Here is a 16,011-nt window from a genome sequence, read left to right as displayed (position 1 = left end):
CATCACCCACCGCATCGGCATCGACGAGTTCCGCGACGGCTTCGAGGCCATGCGCTCCGGCAACTCCGGCAAGGTCGTCATGGACTGGTAAGCGGGACAACGTTTTGCAGACAGTATCGACGTAAACAGGCCAACCAGCCGGGGTGATAGAGATGTTTAGGCAAACTGGTGCGGCCGTGTGGATACTTCCGCCAAGGTCGAATGCGCGATGAACATTTCGCCACCTGTGGAGCTGCAGGAAAACTGGAACCGCCGGATGGTCACGCTGGCGTTTCCGATCATCCTGGCCAATCTCGCGCAGCCGGTGTTGTCGCTGGTCGACACGATGGTGGCGGGGCATCTTCCCGGTCCCTGGTATCTCGGCGGGGTGGCGCTCAGCGGCGTTCTGTTCAATTTCCTGTTCTGGAGCTTCAGCTTTCTGCGGATGGCGACAACAGGGCTGGTCGCTCAGGCTTCGGGGGCCGACGACAGCGCACTCATACGCAAGCATCTACTCAGGGCGCTTCTCATTGCCGCTGCCGGTGGCACGATCATCATAGTGCTGCAGAAGCCGATCATCGAAATCGGGCTTGCGCTCCTTGGTGGCAGCGAAGCGGTCTACGAGAGCGCCGTGGCTTACGCTTCGGCGCGAATCTGGTCGGCCCCCGCGGCTCTCGGGAATTTCGTCCTGCTCGGCTACCTGCTGGGTCGCCAGCGGGTGATGATTTCGCTTGCGTTGCAGGTAGCGCTCAATGTGCTCAACCTAGCCGCGACCGTGACCTTGGTCTTCGTGTTCGACTGGGGGGTCGCAGGCATCGGCGCTGGCACCGCCATGGCCGAATGGGCTGCCTTCATTGCCGGTTTGTTGATCGTCCGACCGTTCAGTGCGGGGCAACCGCTGGACTTGCGCGACCTCCTTGATGGTGCCGCCTTTCGAAGCTTGATTGCAGTCAACCGCGACATATTCTTGCGCAGCCTCTTCCTGCTGGTGTGCTTCGGCTGGTTTGCGCGAAGCGGCGCTGCAGAAGGCGACGCGATCCTGGCGGCCAACGCCGTGCTCTTGAACCTCCATGGCATCACCTCCTATGGCCTCGATGGTTTTGCCCATGCGACCGAGACCCTTGTCGGATCAGTCATCGGTGCACGCCGCAAACAGGCCCTTCGACGTGTGATCCAGGCGGCCTTCCTGTGGTCCGGCCTGGTGGCGCTGCTGTTTTCGCTGTGTTATGCGATGGCCGGTCCGACGATCATTTCCCTGTTGACCAACCAGGAGGAAGTTCGCGCCGCGGCCGTCCACTTTCTTCCCTACGTCGTCGTGTTGCCGCTGATCTCGGTGACGAGTTACATGCTCGATGGTGTGTTCATTGGCGCAATACGCACCCGGGAACTGCGCAACAGCATGTTTATCTCGACGACGGTCTTCCTCGCGACGGCATACATTCTCCAGCAAGTCTGGGGCAATCACGGGCTCTGGCTCGGGATGATGGTGTTGATGCTGGCGCGCGCGGCGACATTGGGCCTCAAACTGAAGCGTATTTTTGCGCAGCTGTGATCTGGGCGCGTTGACGAAAGGCGCCCTCGGGCCTTCGCCATCGCCTGCTTCGCGTTGCCACTGGGCGATACCGGGCTGTCTTCTGGTTTGACCCTGTCGAGTAGCCTTTAGAGTGCTCGGTTGAGCAGGGAAAAGAGGACTGGCTCGTTGACGGCGGCCAGTCTGTCCCGGCGAGGGCGGTGGCGTCGTCATCCAGTTCAAGCTGGTGGGCTCATTCCGGCAACCCAGACAGGCGCAGACCATCGGCAAACCGCGCATAATCTTCCGGGCGATGGATCGGAAGCCAGTCCTTGAGATTGGCGATGCGCAAGGATGGATCAAGCGCGCGCAGGCGCCGCATGGCCTGTCGCGCTTCTACGAGCCGCCCCGCGAGCGCGTGGCTCGACGCCAGAAGGGCGACCGCGACGAGGAGGCTGGGCAGGTTTCCCAGCGCCTTTTCCGCCCAAGACGAGGCGGAATCAAAGCGCCCGTCGAAGAAATGCGCGAGCGAAGTGGCGGCCTCCATTCGAAACATTTCCGGATCTAATGGGCTCAAACGAACGGCATGCGCGAGATCCTCGATGGCGTTTTCCGTTTCGCCACGGAAGACACGCAGAGCCCCGCCGAGGAACCAGGCGGGGGCGAAGTTCGGATTGAGTAGCCGTGCCCTGTCGATGAGCGCAATGCCGCCGTCGACGTCGCCGGTGAGATGCCCGAGCGCGTGGCCAGCTCTCGTCAGCGCCACCGCATCATCGCGACCCAGCTCCACCGCCAGCCGCGCCAGCCGCACGCCTTCGGCGATCTCGTGGTTCCGGTCAACCATCCAGCCGTTCAGCTTGCGCCAGAAATGGCACCAGGCCGCCCCCCCATAGGCCGATGAAAAGTCGGGGTCGAGCTCGATCGCCTTGTAGAAAAGGGCCAACGCTGCCTCGATCGCTTCGCGGGTTCCGATGTGCAGTTTCGCCATGCCGCGCAGGTAATAGTCGTAGGCGTCAAGGCTTTCCGTCGGCTTGCGTTTGGCGCGCTCGATTTCCACGCGCTCGAGTTGCGGTGAGATCGCGCCGACGACACTGGCCGAAATCTGATCCTGAAGGTCGAAGATGTTGTCGAGCGCGCCCTCGAAGCGCTCTGCCCAGAGATGCGCCCCGGTCGTGGCGTCGATCAACTGGCCGGTGATGCGCACCTGGTTGCCCGCCTTGCGCAGGCTGCCTTCCAGCACGTAGCGCACGCCCAGTTCCCGGCCGACTTCCTTCACGTCCACCGCCCGGCCCTTGTAGGTAAAGCTGGAATTGCGCGCGATGACGAACAGCCAGCGAATGCGCGACAGTGCCGTGATGATGTCCTCGACCACTCCGTCGGCGAAATACTCCTGCTCCGGATCGCCGCTCAGGTGCTGGAACGGCAGGACTGTAATGGAGGGCTTGTCGGGAAGGACGAGCGCGGACGGCTGCCCCTGCAATTTTCCGGAGGCCTGTTCATTGGCGCCACGCCCGCCGGGCTGTGGCGTGTCTCCGATTTCATCGACCTCAACTTCGCCGACGAAGCGGAAACCCTTGCGCGCAATCGTGCGAACCAGGTGCTGCTCCTCGCCACTGTCGCCGATGGCCTTGCGAACGGCGTTGATGTGGCTGGTGATTGTCGATTCCGAGACCACCCGGCCGCTCCACACCGCCTCCAGCAGGTCGTCCTTGCTGACGACACGGTGACGGTTTGCCACCAGGTGCTGCAGAAGATCGAACACCTGCGGTCCGACGGCCACGACTTGCCCACGCAAGGTCAGTTCCCTGCGCTCCTGATCCAGCACGTAGTCTCCGAAGATGAACTGCAAGGCCGGCATCCCTGACCGAGCGCCACCGGCTTACGGCCGAGGCAACTGACGAATGGTATCTGACATCGATAGCGAACGCCTGGCCCGCCGACGCGTCCGCAGGGCATCGATCAGGCAGGCGTCTTGGACATATATTCAAGCATGCCTCAATGGCAATTCAAGCATGCCTCAAGGACTTCCCACATACCCGCAGGTACTCTCCATTCGTACAGACGGCAATGGTTGCGGTCGGGAAAAGCGGAGAAAACCCATGAAGATCGTCGTCATCGGAGGCACGGGCCTCATCGGATCGAAACTTGTGAAGAACCTGCGCGAGCGCGGCCATGACGTGCTACCCGCCGCCCCCAACACGGGCGTGAACACCATCACCCGCGAGGGGCTAGCGGGAGCGATGGACGGCGCCGAGATCGTCGTCGACGTGGCAAATGCGCCGGTCTGGGAAGACAAGGCCGTTCTCGAGTTTTTCGAGACCTCTGGTCGTAACCTGTTGGCCGCCGAAGCCGCTGCCGGCGTTCGCCATCACGTTGCCCTGTCGATCGTCGGCAGCGAACGCCTTCCGGACAACGGCTACTTCCGGGCAAAGATCGCGCAGGAAAATCTGATCAAGGCGTCCGGCATTCCCTACACCATCCTACGCGCCACGCAGTTCTTCGAGTTTGTCGGCGGCATTGCGCAATCGGCCGACGTCGACGGCGAGATTCGCCTGTCGCCGGCGCTGTTCCAGCCGATTGCGTCCGACGACGTGGCGGCGGCGCTCACCGATGTCGCACTCGCACCGCCGATCAACGGCAAGGTCGAAGTCGCCGGCCCCGAGGCCGTTCCGCTCGATGAACTGGTGAGGCGCTTCCTCAAGGCAAAGCATGACACGCGCAAGGTCGTGCCGGACGTTCACGCACGCTACTTCGGTGCGGTGCTTAACGATCAGTCGCTGACACCAGGCGACAAACCGCGCCTCGGCACCATCCACTTCGAGGATTGGCTTGGCCAGCAACCCGCACATTGAGGCTGGCGCAGACGCCAAAAACGCTCGTCCGGGACCCGGCGCGGTGTCCCACGAGACACCCATTAGGAGAACGACAATGCTGACACGGTTTCTCCATGCCTTTGCCCTGGCAACACTCTCGATCACCCCGGTCTCAGCCGCCGACCGACCCGAGGGCAAGGTGACGATCGTATTCGACCATGTCCTTCCGAACGTTCCAGGCAAGAGCATGAAGGGCGTGCTCGTCGAGTACGGGCCGGGCGGCGCTTCGCCCGGCCATACGCATCCGGACTCGGCCTTCATCTACGCAACTGTGCTCGAAGGCGCGATCCGCAGCAGCGTCAACGGTGCGCCGGAACGGGTCTACGCGGCCGGCGAGAACTTCTATGAAGATCCCGGTGCTCGTCACGGCGTCAGTGCAAACGCCAGCGACACGAAGCCGGCGCGATTGCTCGCCGTGTTCATCGTCAACACCGGTGAAAAGGAATTGACCACGCCCATCGGCGAATGACGCATCGAACGCGTTTTCCACGCGGGCAGCCTTTGACAACTCCGTCGAAAGGCTGCCTGGCGACCACCTAACCCCAACAGGAACTGAGAAAATGGATCCGCTCGAGGACAAAGCCGCCACCGTCGTGGGCGAGGGCGCAACGATCCGTGGCGCAGCAAAACAAGGCAACAAGAAAAAGGTCGTCGGCCTGCTTCTGTGCCTCGGCGCAGTGATCGCCGTGGCCGGCGGATGGGCCTGGGCTCGTCCGAGCGGCGAGGCGTCGACCGACAACGCCTATGTGCGCGGCGATGTGACCTCGCTTGCCGCAAAAGTCGGGGGCTACGTCACGGCGGTGGAGGTTGATGACAACGAAACCGTAAGCGCAGGGCAGGTGCTGTTCCGGATCGATGATCGGGACTACAGGGCGCGCCTTGCGCAAGCGGTCGCCAATATGGAAGCCGCCGAAGCTCGCCTCACCAATGTCGACGCGGAGACCGAACTTCAGCACGCACTCATTCGACAGGCCGAAGCACAGAAACGTTCGGCTGTCGCCGAGATGGATCTGGCGACCAAGGCCTATGGCCGCCGCCGTGAGCTTATCCGCAGCAACACAATCAGCCAGGCTCATGTCGATGAAAGCGATACCGCGCGATCAAGAGCGGAGGCGGGCGTGGCGGCTGCATCCGCCACAGTCGAGGCTCAGCAGCAACGCATAACGGTCTTTGCCGCTCAGCGCGAGGCGGCCGTTGCCGCCGTGGCCCAGGCACAGGCCGCTCGTGATCTCGCCCAGATCGATCTCGAAAGCACCGTGGTTCGCGCGCCTGTTGCCGGCGTTATCGGCAACCGCCAGGTTCGTATCGGAAGACTTGTCGCGCCGGGTAACGCTTTGCTCGATATCGTACCGGTCGCCGGGGTGTGGGTGGTGGCGAACTTCAAGGAAACCCAGCTCGAACATATCAGGTCCGGCCAGCGCGTACGCATTCGCATCGACGGTTATCCGAACGATGCGCTTGTGGGCGTGGTTGACAGTTTTGCACCTGGCAGTGGGGCTGCCTTCAGCTTGCTCCCCACCGACAATGCGACAGGCAACTTCGTTCGTGTCGTACAACGCGTTCCGGTGAAGATCCGGCTTGCCGGCAATCCGCTGCTTGGCCGTCTGGTTCCCGGCCTTTCCGCACGAGTCGCGATCGATCTGGGGAGCGGATCATGACAATGGCCGTCACCGCGATCCCGGAGCGTGAGAGATCGGCGACAGGCGCGCTTCTGGTCACTGGCATTGTGCTTGCCGCCCTGACGGAGGCGATCGCCAGCACCGTCCTGTCGCTCGGGCGTAGTGATATCATCGGCGACACCTATGCAACGCCAGACGAGTTCGCCTGGCTGGATGTCGGATACACCAGTTTCAAGCTCATCGGCTTCATGACGGCCCCCTGGCTGCTCAGCCGCATCCATCCCTTGCGCCTGATTATTGCCTCGACCCTTGCCATGGGCTTGGCGTGCGCCATTGCCGCCATGGCCACTCGCCTGGACTTGCTGGTCGTCCTTCGAGTAATTCAGGGCTTCTCCGGCGGCACCCTGTTGGTCGGCGGTCAGGCGATTATTTTCCTCGCCTATCCCAGAACTCGTCAACCAATCCTGCAAGCGTTGTTCGCCATGGGGGCCGTTGTCGCGCCAGCGACGATCGCCCCGGCGCTTCAGGGATGGTTGCTCGACAGCCAATCCTGGACATGGATCTTCTTCAGCGTCGTTCCGGTGTCGCTGGCGGCTGCCGGGCTTCTGCTGATCGCAGACGTGCCAATGCCGGCAAAAGCGGCGCATCGCCCGTTTGACTGGATCGGTTTTACATTGATGTCCGGCGCGCTCTTTTCGCTCATGTATGTCCTCAGCCAGGGAAGTCGATGGGATTGGTTCGAGGAGCCTCGGATCCTGTGGCTAACGGTGATTGGCATGGCCACGTTGCTGGCGTTTCTTGGCCAACAGGTGCTGGCAAAGGGGCAGGGTCTGCTCGATTTTACCCTGTTCTGGTCGGAGGATTTCAGCTTCGCCTTCATCGTCAGCTTCGTTGCCGGCGCCGCACTTTTCGGCAGCGCCTTCCTCATTCCCTCATTCGCCGTGTCCGTTCTCGCATTCACGCCCACCGACGCTGGGCAGCTCTTGTTGCCGAGCGGTGCACTTTTCATCGGTGCGCTCCTGCTGGCTGCCTATCTCATGCAGGCCCGCCACCTTCCTCCGTTTGCCACCGTGCCCTTCGGCATCCTGATGATCATGGTCGCCATGTGGATGCTGTCCGGTTCGACCAGTGAGAGTGGCGCGGACGACATGATGGCAGCGGTCCTGTTGCGCGGTCTAGGTCTCGGTTTCCTGTTTCTATCGATCACCCTGATTGCGTTCAGTAATCTCAACAGCCGCAATCTTGCCTCCGGGATCGGCCTCTTCAATACCGGTCGCCAGCTCGGTGGGCTGATCGGAGTCGCAGGGCTGCAGACATTGATCGACCATAACGTTGCCGCCAATGTCGCCGTGCTTGCCGCCGACGTGACCGGAGGGGAGATCGCGGTGCTCGAACGGCTGAAGATCACGACAGCCATGCTGATGGCGAAAGGGATGGAAGGAGCTGCCGCTAGCCGGGCAGCGACGAGCCTTCTGGGCCGGGCGGTCACAAGTCAATCGACGGTGATTGCCTTCGACACTGCCTTCAACGCCGTCGCACTGCTTTTTCTGGTTGCCGCCCCAATTTTGGTCGCCATCAAGATCGGATTGGCAAAATATGCAAAGGCACGCGTTCGGCAATCGCAAGGCGAAGAAGTCGAATTGTAAGAGCTTCGCCAGTAACCCCGCGGCCCGGTCCATGCTTCGCAAAGGCACACGCGGACCAGATGGCGCATCTTGCTTCGGCGGACTGAGCGGCGCCGAAGGGCTGCATTTGCGACACATCCCTTCAGCAGTGACGACCCGCCCGATCACTTGCATATGACGCCGGTTCAACGCGTGCGGTAGAACGGGTCGAACTAGACGGCAACCGCAACGACCGCGACGCAGTCTCCTGCCTTGACGAGGCCAGGGAAATGCCGGGCGCACAGGATGCCATCCATCTTCGTGCAGACGTCGGAAGGCAGGGCGCCGGTTTTGCCGATCGGGTGGATGCGGGCGACGACCTGACCGGCAACGACGCTGTCCCCCATGTCGACCAGAGGTTCGATCAGGCCGGCGTCCTCGGCAAAGGAAAAGCAATTTCCATCCGGCATATCCAGCCATTGCGTCCGGCCGGCAGCCGACCTGTCCCCACCCTTCAGGATGCCGGCCCTGCGCAAGACGTTGGCGACACCTTGTTTGGCGATGCCTGCGCTTTTCGCGGTCGCCGTACCTCCGCCCCCAAGTTCCGTCGTGATAAAGACTTTGCCCATCTCCTCCGCCGCGGTGTCGTACATGCCGACCGCGTCGATCTCGAGCATCTTCATCGAGTAGGGCGCGCAAAATGCGTCCACGAGTTCAAACGATCGTGCCTCCTGCTCTTTGTCCGACAGGAGGTGCGCCGCGCAGAACGGCAGGAAATCCAGCGTCTTTCCGCCGGAATGAAAATCGAGGACGATATCGGCGAGCGGCAGCAGTTCGCGCTGGAAGTAATCGGCGATCTTCTCCGTCACCGTGCCGTCGGGCCTTCCGGGAAAGCTGCGGTTCATGTTGCCCTTATCGATCGGCGATGTGCGCGTCCCCGATACGAAGGCGGGATAGTTCATGGCCGGCAGAATGATGACCCGGCCGGCCACATCTTCAGCCTTCAGCGTGCGCGCAAGGTCGAACAGGGCGATCGGTCCCTCATACTCGTCGCCGTGATTGCCACCCGTCAGAAGCGCCGTCGGCCCTTCTCCGTTTTTTACGACGGTGACGGGGATCATCACCGAGCCCCAGGCGGAATCATCGCGGCTATAGGGCAGCCGCAGGAACCCGTGCTGGACGCCGTCCATCGAGAAATCGACGGTCGGCGAGATCGCAGGCGGGCGCAGCTCTGAAACCGTCATGATCAGTCCTTCACGAAAAGCTTGCGCGGCACATTGGCGAGGCATTCGACCCCCGTCTCGGTGATCAGGATGCTTTCTGTGGTCTCAAAACCCATGTCCTCGAGCCACAGGCCGGTCATGAAGTGGAAGGTCATGCCAGGCTTCAGTTCGGTCCTATCGCCGGGACGCAAGCTCATGGTGCGCTCGCCCCAATCCGGCGGATAGGACATACCGATCGAGTAGCCGGTACGGTTGTCCTTGACGATGCCGTACTTCTTCAGAACTGCGAAGAACGCCTTGGCGATATCCTCGCAGGTGTTGCCCGGCTTAGCCTGGGCAAGTCCGGCCTCCATGCCTTCCAGTGTCGCCTTTTCTGCGTCGATGAACGCAGGCGTCGGCTTGCCGAGGAAGACGGTACGCGAAAGCGGCAGGTGGTAGCGATTGTAGCAACCGGCAATTTCGAAGAACGTGCCTTCGCCCGACTTCATCGGACGGTCGTCCCAGGTCAGATGCGGTGCCGATGCCTCGACGCCTGAGGGAAGCAGAGGGACGATGGCGGGATAGTCGCCGCCGATGCCGTCGACGCCGCGCGTGCCGGCATCGTAGATCTCGGCGACAAGGTCGCATTTGCGCATGCCGACCTCGATCTTGTCGAAAATGCGCTGATGCATGCCTTCAACGATACGGGCAGCGTTGCGCATATAGCCGATTTCGGTTGGGCTCTTCACCGCGCGCTGCCAGTTGACCAGCGCCGTCGTATCGACGAAGCGGGCATTGGGCAGATGCTTCTGCAAGGCCGCATAGGCGGCCGCCGAGAACCAATAGTTGTCCATCTCGACACCGATCCGCAGCTTGTCGAGACCGCGCTCGATAAGCTTTGCAGCGAGATAATCCATCGGATGGCGCTCCGTGGACTGCACATAGTGATCAGGGTAGCCGATGATGTTCTTATGGCTCAGATAGGCCGTCAGCTTGGCGCCATTGGCATCCTGCCCGCGCCCGTACCAGATCGGCTCGCCGGTCGGCGGCACCACCACCGCCTGATGCACGTAGAACGACCATCCGTCATAGCCGGTGAGCCAGGCCATATTGGTCGGATCGCTGACAATGAGCAGGTCGACGCCCTTTTCCTCCATGGCCTTGCGCGTCTTTTTCAATCGCGCCTCATACTCCCCAAGGGAAAATTTGAGATTGGGTTGGGTCATGTCTCTCCCTCATTCTCCGGCCGTGCCGGTCTCAACTTTCAAATGTCGTGCCCTTGCCGCGCTCCTGCGCGCGGGCGAAGGCAAGCGTGGCAATGGCGGTGTCCTGGATCCCGGTGCCGGTCAGGTCGACGATCGTGATCTGGTTCGCATCGGTGCGTCCCTGCCGCTGGCCGGCGATGATTTGGCCGAGCTCGGCAAAGTCGGCGTCGGCGGCAATGGAGCCGGCCTTTATGGCGTGGTGCAGCTCGCCGAGACGCCGCGTCTGCTTCAGACTATCGGCGACATAGAGCGAGGCTTGGGCGATTGCTGCGGGTTCGATCTCGTTCTTGTGCTCGGCGTCGGAACCCATCGCGGTCAGATGTTGGCCGGGCTGCAGCCAGGCAGCTTGGAGGATCGGTGTTTCCGCCGGCGTCGTGGTGACGATCACATGCGCGCCATCCACCGCTCGCTGCGCATCGCGTTCAGCGCGCACCGGAAATCCGAACTTCGCCGTCAGCGACCGCGCCGCAGCCTCTGCCTTTTCGGGATCGCGGGCCCAGATCCGCGCTTCCCGGATCGGCCGCACCAGGCAAAGCGCTTCGAGCTGCAGCGTTGCCTGCATGCCGGCACCGAAAATAGCGGCCACCGAGGCGTCCGGTCGCGAGACGTGCCTGGCAGCAACCGCGCCCGCCGCCGCCGTGCGCACGTCGGTTAAATAGCCATTGTCGAGGAGCAGCGCCTGCACGACACCTGTTGTGGCCGACAGCAACACCATCAGGCCGTTGGTGCTCGGCAGTCCGAGCTTGGGATTGTCGAAGAAGCCGGGACTGATCTTGATCGCGAACCCGTCTAGACCGGGGACATAGGCGGTCTTGACGTCGACTTCGCCCCGGTGTTCGGGGATATCGAGGCGCAGGATCGGCGGCATCACCACAGCTTTCGTGGCGAGCGCGTGAAAGGCATTCTCGACGCAATCGACGGCCGCAAGGTCCAGCGGCACGAGCGCCCTCAGGTCGGCCTCGGTCAAAATGGTCATGCGTGTCATGCCGCGTTCTCCCGCAACAGATCCGTCTCGCCATTCACCACGCGCCGGTGCAGCCCCATGTCGACGTTTCGGCCGGAGAGGATCAGCGCAAGCGGGCGGCCGTGCGTGTCGATCTTGCCGGCAAGCAGTGCCGCAATACCGACCGCACCTGCGCCTTCGACGATCTCGCGCTCCTGTGCGTAGGCGTGCCGCATGCCAGCGGCGATCTCCGCTTCCGAGAGCAACACGATGTCATCGAGCAGCGCGCGGCACATGGCAAAGGTGACGCGATTGGCAAGGCCGATACCGCCGCCAAGCGAGTCGGCAAGACTTGGGACTTCGGGAACCTCGACGGGGCGACCCGCATCGAGGCTCGCCCTCATCGCCGCGCCACGTTCCATGGTGATGCCGATCACGCGAACCCCCGGCCGGCGCGTCTTGACCGCCAGCGCCACGCCCGAGGCCAGGCCGCCGCCGGAAAGCGGAACGAGCACGGTTCCGACCTCCGGCATGCTGTCGACGATTTCGAGACCGAGCGTGCCCTGGCCGGCAACAACAGCCGGATTGTCGAACGGCGGCACCATCACGAGCCCGTCCTGCTCGACGAGCCTATCGACTTCGCGCTGGGCATCGTCCTGCGAGGCACCGGTGATATGGACCCTGGCGCCAAGACGACGAATTTCAGCGACCTTGTTGTCGGGAACGAGGTGCGACATGCAGATCGCCGCAATCGTGCCTTCGGCCTTTGCGGCATGGGCGAGAGCCCGGCCGTGATTGCCGGTGGAGGCGGCAACGACGCCGCGCTTGCGCTCGTCAGGCGACATGGACAGCAAGGCGTTGCAGGCGCCGCGCAATTTGAAGCTGCCGGTGGTCTGGTGATGTTCCAGCTTGAGCCCGACAGGCACACCCGACAACTCGGACAGGGATGGCGAGAGAACCAAAGGCGTTCTCAGCACATGCGCCGAAATCCGGCGGGCGGCCGCTTCAATGTCGCCATAGGCCACGGGCAGGGGAGATCCGGACATGCTCAAACTCCCGCCATCGGCAGCGTCATCAGGCGGCCGAGCTGAGGACGGTGCTCGTCATCGCCGCAAAGGCGCAGGCACGCCCAGGCGGTTGCAAGATTGCTGGTGACAACGGGCTTGCCGATCGCATCCTCGATCCGGGCAGCGACAGAGGCGGCGCGGACCGCCGTGCAGGAAATGAAGAGCGCGTCAGAGCCAGGCGCCATTGCCTCCCTGGCAAAGGCGATGATTTCGTCGGTACCGATACGCGCCATTTCGCGATCATCCGTCAGGCCAAGGCAGGTAAACCGATCGATCGTAAATCCGCTTTCGGCAAAATAATCCGCCATCGGCCGGCTGGTCTCGAGGGTATAGGGGGTCAGCACGGAAATGCGGCGGGCACCGAGGGCATGGAGGCCTTTGACCGCCGCCGCCGTCGGGGTGACGACCGGCACGTTGGGCTTTGATGCATGGATTGCCGCCGTGACCTGCTCGTCGCCGATGACCACCGAGGCCGAGGTGCAGGAATACATGATAACGTCGAGCTGTTCGTCGGGCAGGATCAGGCCGGCGGCCGTCGTCAGCGACGGCTGCATCGCGCGCAGGTTTTCAGGCGTGACCGGGTTGGCATAGTGGATGCGCGCGACATAGACGCCAACGCGGTCGCTTGCGACCATGCGCTGGAAATCCGGCTCGGTCGTGTGGTCGGTGGCGAGGATGATCAGTCCGACGCGTTTTTCGAGCGGGCGCTCGTCAAGCGTCGGAGCACGAGAGGCGAGGGAAAGAGAGAGCGTTTTTTCCATCAACGTTCCTCCACGCGACTGTAGCGTTCTTCCAGCCACCTGAGGAAGACGACCGAGATGAGGCTCATGACCAGGAAGAACACGCCGACAAGCGTCATCGGTTCGATGTAGCGATAGTTGCTGTTGGCGATGCTTTTCGCCTGGTTCATCAGTTCCAGAACAGTGATGGCCGATAACAACGGTGTCTCCTTGAACATGGCAATCAGATAGTTCGCCAGCGCCGGGATCATGGGCGGTATCGCCTGCGGCAGGATCACGTGCAGCCAGGTCTGGCGCAGCGTCAGATTGGTGGCGCGCGCCGCCTCCCATTGCCCGCGCGGCACGTTCTCGATGCCGGCGCGATAGACTTCAGCGGTGTAGGTGCCGTAGTGGATACCAAGCCCGATGACGCCGGCGACAAGCGCAGGCAGGCTGATGCCTATGTCAGGCAGGACGTAGAAGATGAAGTAAAGCTGGACAAGCAGCGGCGTGCCGCGAATGAACTCGAGGATGAAGCCGACCACTCGGGCAATCGGTTTCGGGGCCGAGAGCCTGAGGATCGCAAAGACGAGGCCGACGACGGCGGCGACTGCTGCCCCCAGAACCGTGGCCAGGATCGTGATCTTCAGGCCTTCGAGCAGGGTCGGCATGATCTGCCAGACGAAATTCCAATCCCATTCCATCAGATCATGCCCTCACGCCATCAAGGCCGCGCGTCATGCGCCGTTCAAGCCACCGCATGCTGCGCGAAATGACCCAGGACATCAGGAAATAGAGAACGAGGATCACCGTGAACGGGATCAGCGTATTGCCGGTTTGGGCACGCACGACCTGTGCCTGAAACGTCATGTCTGTCAGCGAGATCAGTGAGACGACGGCCGTTCCTTTCAACAGCTCGATGGCGTTGTTGCAGAAGGTTGGCAACATCAGCGGCAAGGCCTGGGGCAGGATGATATGGCGCATGGCCTGAGAGCGGGTCAGGTTGAGCGCGATGCAGGCTTCGCGCTGCTCCCGGCCAATCGCCTTCACCGCACCACGCACCACCTCGGCACCATAGGCTCCGACATTGAGGCCGAGCGCCAGGACGCCCGCCTGCAGCGGCGTCAGCGTGATGCCTGCGAAAGGCAGCACGAAGTAGACCCAGAACAGCTGCACGAAAATCGAGGTGCCGCGAAAGAACTCGATGTAGGTCGTCGCCAGCGCCCGCACCGCCATGAAGCGGCTGACGCGCGCAAGCCCTGCCACGAAGGCCATGACGACGGCGAGCGCCGAGCCAAGCAGCGTCAGCTGCAGCGTCACCAGCGCGCCCTGCAATATCAGCCCTATGTAGCCGGACCAGTCGATCATCGTTGTTCACATTCCAGTGGTCGTCGTGAGCGATCGAGACCGGCTCCCTTGTCGCAAGCGCGAAGAAGGGAGCCGGAGAACCTTACTGGGCCGCGCAGAGCTTTTCGCGCGTCGTCGACATCGCCGCCTTGGCGGAAAAGCCATAGGGTTCGATGATCTTGGCGAACTCACCTGATTCCTTCAGCTTCGCCAGCTCGACGTCGAAGGCGTCGCGCAGCGCTTCGTCGCCCTTCTTGAACGCGGCGCCGTCGCAGTAGACCGGCGCACCTTCGACAGGGGCGACAACCTCGAGGTTCGGGTCGTTGGCTTTCGACATCAGGTCGTTGATCGACAGGACCGGGAGGGAGTAAACGTCGATGCGCCCATCCTGCAGCATCTTCAGCCCGCTCTGACCATCAGGCACGACAACGACGCGATCGCGCGGAACGCCGGCTTCCAGCGCCAGCTTTTCCTCGGTGCCGCCGCCCGGCGCGCCGATCTTGACATCGGGATTGTCGGCAATGTCCTTGTAGCTCATCAGCTTCAAGGGATTGCCCTTCTTCAGCGCGAAGGCTTCCGCGTCGCAAAGAACCGGTTCCGAATAGGCAACCGCTGCACAGCGCTCGGGCTTCATGAAGAGGCCGGCGGTGATCGCATCGTGCCGCCCGGCCTGAAGACCGGGGATCATCGCGCCATATTCGGAGATGGATGCGACGACATCGGCAACGCCGAGGCGCTTGAAGATTTCGCGAGCGACATCAGGTGCTGCACCCGACACCTTGCCGTCGGCGCCAACAGCGGTGAACGGCGGCTCGTTGGCAATAGCGATGCGGGCAAAGCCCTGTTCCTTGAGCTGCTGCAGCTTATTGTCGTCGGCAGCGGCCGGTGTTGCGGCAACGAGTGCCATCAGCGTCGAAACGCTTGCGGCCACTGTCATGAAATGCGTCATCTTCATCGGTATCGGCTCCTCTGGCTGTTCTTCATCTTCTTGTTTGGGGCACATCCCGGCGCGAACGCTCAGACGCGGTGCCCTGCCGCGATTATCTTGCGCAGGAACACTTGCGTGCGCTCTTGCTTCGGATGATGGAAGATGTCGTCCGGTTTGCCTTCCTCGACGATCTTGCCGCGGTCGAAGAAAAGGATCCGGTCGGCAAAATCGTGGGCAAACCCCATCTCATGGGTGACGAGCAGCATCGTCATGTCGGTCTCGGCTGCGAGTTTGCGCATGACGTTCAAAACTTCCTCGACAAGCTCGGGATCGAGTGCGGACGTGACTTCGTCAAACAGCATGATCTTCGGCGACAGCGCCAGCGCCCGGGCAATCGCCACCCGCTGCTTCTGCCCGCCCGACAGCTGCGCGGGCATGCTTTTGGCCTTGTCGGCCATGCCCACCATGTCAAGAAGCTCCATTGCCCGCTTTTCCGCGGCCGGCCTTGCGATGCCCTTGGTCAGCATCGGCGCCAGCGTGACATTGTCGAGAACGCATTTGTGCGGAAACAGGTTGAAGTGCTGGAAGACCATGCCGATCTTCTCGCGCATCCGGTGAAGATAGCGTTCGTCTGCGGCAACGAGGCCGCCGTTCCCGGGCATGTGATAGAGCTGTTTGCCGTCGACATGGATATGGCCGCCGCTGATCGTCTCCAACGTCATCAGGATGCGCAGGATCGTCGTCTTGCCGGAGCCGGACGGACCGATGAGTGCAAGCTTTTCGCCTGGCATGACCTGCATCGACAGACCGTCGAGCACGGTCAGCGGACCATAGCGCTTGATGATGTTATCGATGCGGATGATGGGTTCGGGCATTCACGTCTTTCCCTGGTGGGGACCGGTGATGCCTTAACGATGATCGCCCATCTAAATCATGTCAATTGGAATAATAATAT

The 16,011-nt window shown here is 62.2% G+C and carries 15 protein-coding genes; 5 read left to right on the top strand and 10 right to left on the bottom strand.

The annotated features are described in order from the left end of the window. The first annotated feature begins 178 nt into the window (after positions 1-178). Positions 179-1,531 carry an MATE family efflux transporter gene (locus tag ASD03_RS26520; protein WP_057217407.1) on the top strand — a complete coding sequence of 451 codons (1,353 nt, stop codon included), beginning with the start codon at positions 179-181 and terminating at the stop codon, positions 1,529-1,531. Between the two features lie 211 nt (positions 1,532-1,742). Here ASD03_RS26520 and ASD03_RS26515 read toward each other — a convergent pair whose 3' ends face one another. Then, positions 1,743-3,338 carry a winged helix-turn-helix domain-containing protein gene (locus ASD03_RS26515; RefSeq protein WP_057217413.1) on the bottom strand — a complete coding sequence of 532 codons (1,596 nt, stop codon included), beginning with the start codon at positions 3,336-3,338 and terminating at the stop codon, positions 1,743-1,745. Positions 3,339-3,588: 250 nt separating this feature from the next. Here ASD03_RS26515 and ASD03_RS26510 point away from each other — a divergent pair, with 250 nt between their 5' ends. From ASD03_RS26510 to ASD03_RS26495, 4 genes are all read left to right on the top strand, one after another. Continuing rightward, positions 3,589-4,341, top strand: a complete 753-nt coding sequence (locus ASD03_RS26510; RefSeq protein WP_057217405.1) for an SDR family oxidoreductase — start codon at positions 3,589-3,591, stop codon at positions 4,339-4,341. Positions 4,342-4,417: 76 nt separating this feature from the next. After that, positions 4,418-4,831, top strand: coding sequence for a cupin domain-containing protein (locus ASD03_RS26505; RefSeq protein ID WP_057217403.1), 414 nt, complete (start codon positions 4,418-4,420; stop codon positions 4,829-4,831). A 91-nt stretch (positions 4,832-4,922) separates the two neighbouring features. Continuing rightward, the gene (locus tag ASD03_RS26500) at positions 4,923-6,020 is read left to right on the top strand and encodes an HlyD family secretion protein (RefSeq protein WP_057217401.1); all 1,098 of its coding nucleotides are present in this window, start codon (positions 4,923-4,925) and stop codon (positions 6,018-6,020) included. Next, positions 6,017-7,627, top strand: coding sequence for a DHA2 family efflux MFS transporter permease subunit (locus ASD03_RS26495; protein ID WP_057217399.1), 1,611 nt, complete (start codon positions 6,017-6,019; stop codon positions 7,625-7,627). Before ASD03_RS26500 ends, ASD03_RS26495 begins: the two co-directional genes overlap by 4 nt. Positions 7,628-7,818: 191 nt before the next feature. Here ASD03_RS26495 and doeB read toward each other — a convergent pair whose 3' ends face one another. From doeB to ehuA, 9 genes are all read right to left on the bottom strand, one after another. Next, complete coding sequence (doeB, locus tag ASD03_RS26490) at positions 7,819-8,829, bottom strand: N(2)-acetyl-L-2,4-diaminobutanoate deacetylase DoeB (RefSeq protein ID WP_057207774.1); 1,011 nt, start codon at positions 8,827-8,829, stop codon at positions 7,819-7,821. A gap of 2 nt (positions 8,830-8,831) precedes the next feature. Further along, positions 8,832-10,013 carry an ectoine hydrolase DoeA gene (doeA, locus tag ASD03_RS26485; RefSeq protein ID WP_057217397.1) on the bottom strand — a complete coding sequence of 394 codons (1,182 nt, stop codon included), beginning with the start codon at positions 10,011-10,013 and terminating at the stop codon, positions 8,832-8,834. A gap of 31 nt (positions 10,014-10,044) precedes the next feature. Then, entirely contained in the window at positions 10,045-11,037 is a 993-nt protein-coding gene (eutC, locus tag ASD03_RS26480) for an ectoine utilization protein EutC (RefSeq protein ID WP_057217395.1), read from the bottom strand. After that, positions 11,034-12,041: a hydroxyectoine utilization dehydratase EutB gene (eutB, locus tag ASD03_RS26475; protein WP_057217393.1), complete on the bottom strand. Its 1,008-nt coding sequence runs from the start codon at positions 12,039-12,041 to the stop codon at positions 11,034-11,036. Before eutB ends, eutC begins: the two co-directional genes overlap by 4 nt. 2 nt (positions 12,042-12,043) lie before the next feature. After that, on the bottom strand, positions 12,044-12,823 hold the full coding sequence (gene eutA, locus ASD03_RS26470) for an ectoine utilization protein EutA (protein ID WP_057217392.1): 780 nt from the start codon (positions 12,821-12,823) through the stop codon (positions 12,044-12,046). Next, positions 12,823-13,485 (bottom strand): ectoine/hydroxyectoine ABC transporter permease subunit EhuD, encoded by a 663-nt coding sequence (gene ehuD, locus ASD03_RS26465; RefSeq protein ID WP_057207769.1) that lies wholly within the window; start codon positions 13,483-13,485, stop codon positions 12,823-12,825. The genes eutA and ehuD overlap by 1 nt, the downstream gene beginning before the upstream one ends. A gap of 4 nt (positions 13,486-13,489) precedes the next feature. Then, the gene (ehuC, locus tag ASD03_RS26460; protein ID WP_057217389.1) at positions 13,490-14,149 is read right to left on the bottom strand and encodes an ectoine/hydroxyectoine ABC transporter permease subunit EhuC; all 660 of its coding nucleotides are present in this window, start codon (positions 14,147-14,149) and stop codon (positions 13,490-13,492) included. Between the two features lie 82 nt (positions 14,150-14,231). Further along, on the bottom strand, positions 14,232-15,083 hold the full coding sequence (ehuB, locus tag ASD03_RS26455; protein ID WP_057217387.1) for an ectoine/hydroxyectoine ABC transporter substrate-binding protein EhuB: 852 nt from the start codon (positions 15,081-15,083) through the stop codon (positions 14,232-14,234). A gap of 62 nt (positions 15,084-15,145) precedes the next feature. Beyond that, on the bottom strand, positions 15,146-15,931 hold the full coding sequence (gene ehuA / locus ASD03_RS26450; RefSeq protein ID WP_057217385.1) for an ectoine/hydroxyectoine ABC transporter ATP-binding protein EhuA: 786 nt from the start codon (positions 15,929-15,931) through the stop codon (positions 15,146-15,148). Between the last annotated feature and the right edge of the window lie 80 nt (positions 15,932-16,011).

The sequence above is a fragment of the Ensifer sp. Root127 genome (assembly GCF_001425225.1).
In the GTDB taxonomy this organism is placed as follows: domain Bacteria; phylum Pseudomonadota; class Alphaproteobacteria; order Rhizobiales; family Rhizobiaceae; genus Ensifer; species Ensifer canadensis.
Note: the sequence above shows the minus strand (reverse complement) of the source record. Positions and strands in the feature narration are given on the sequence as shown.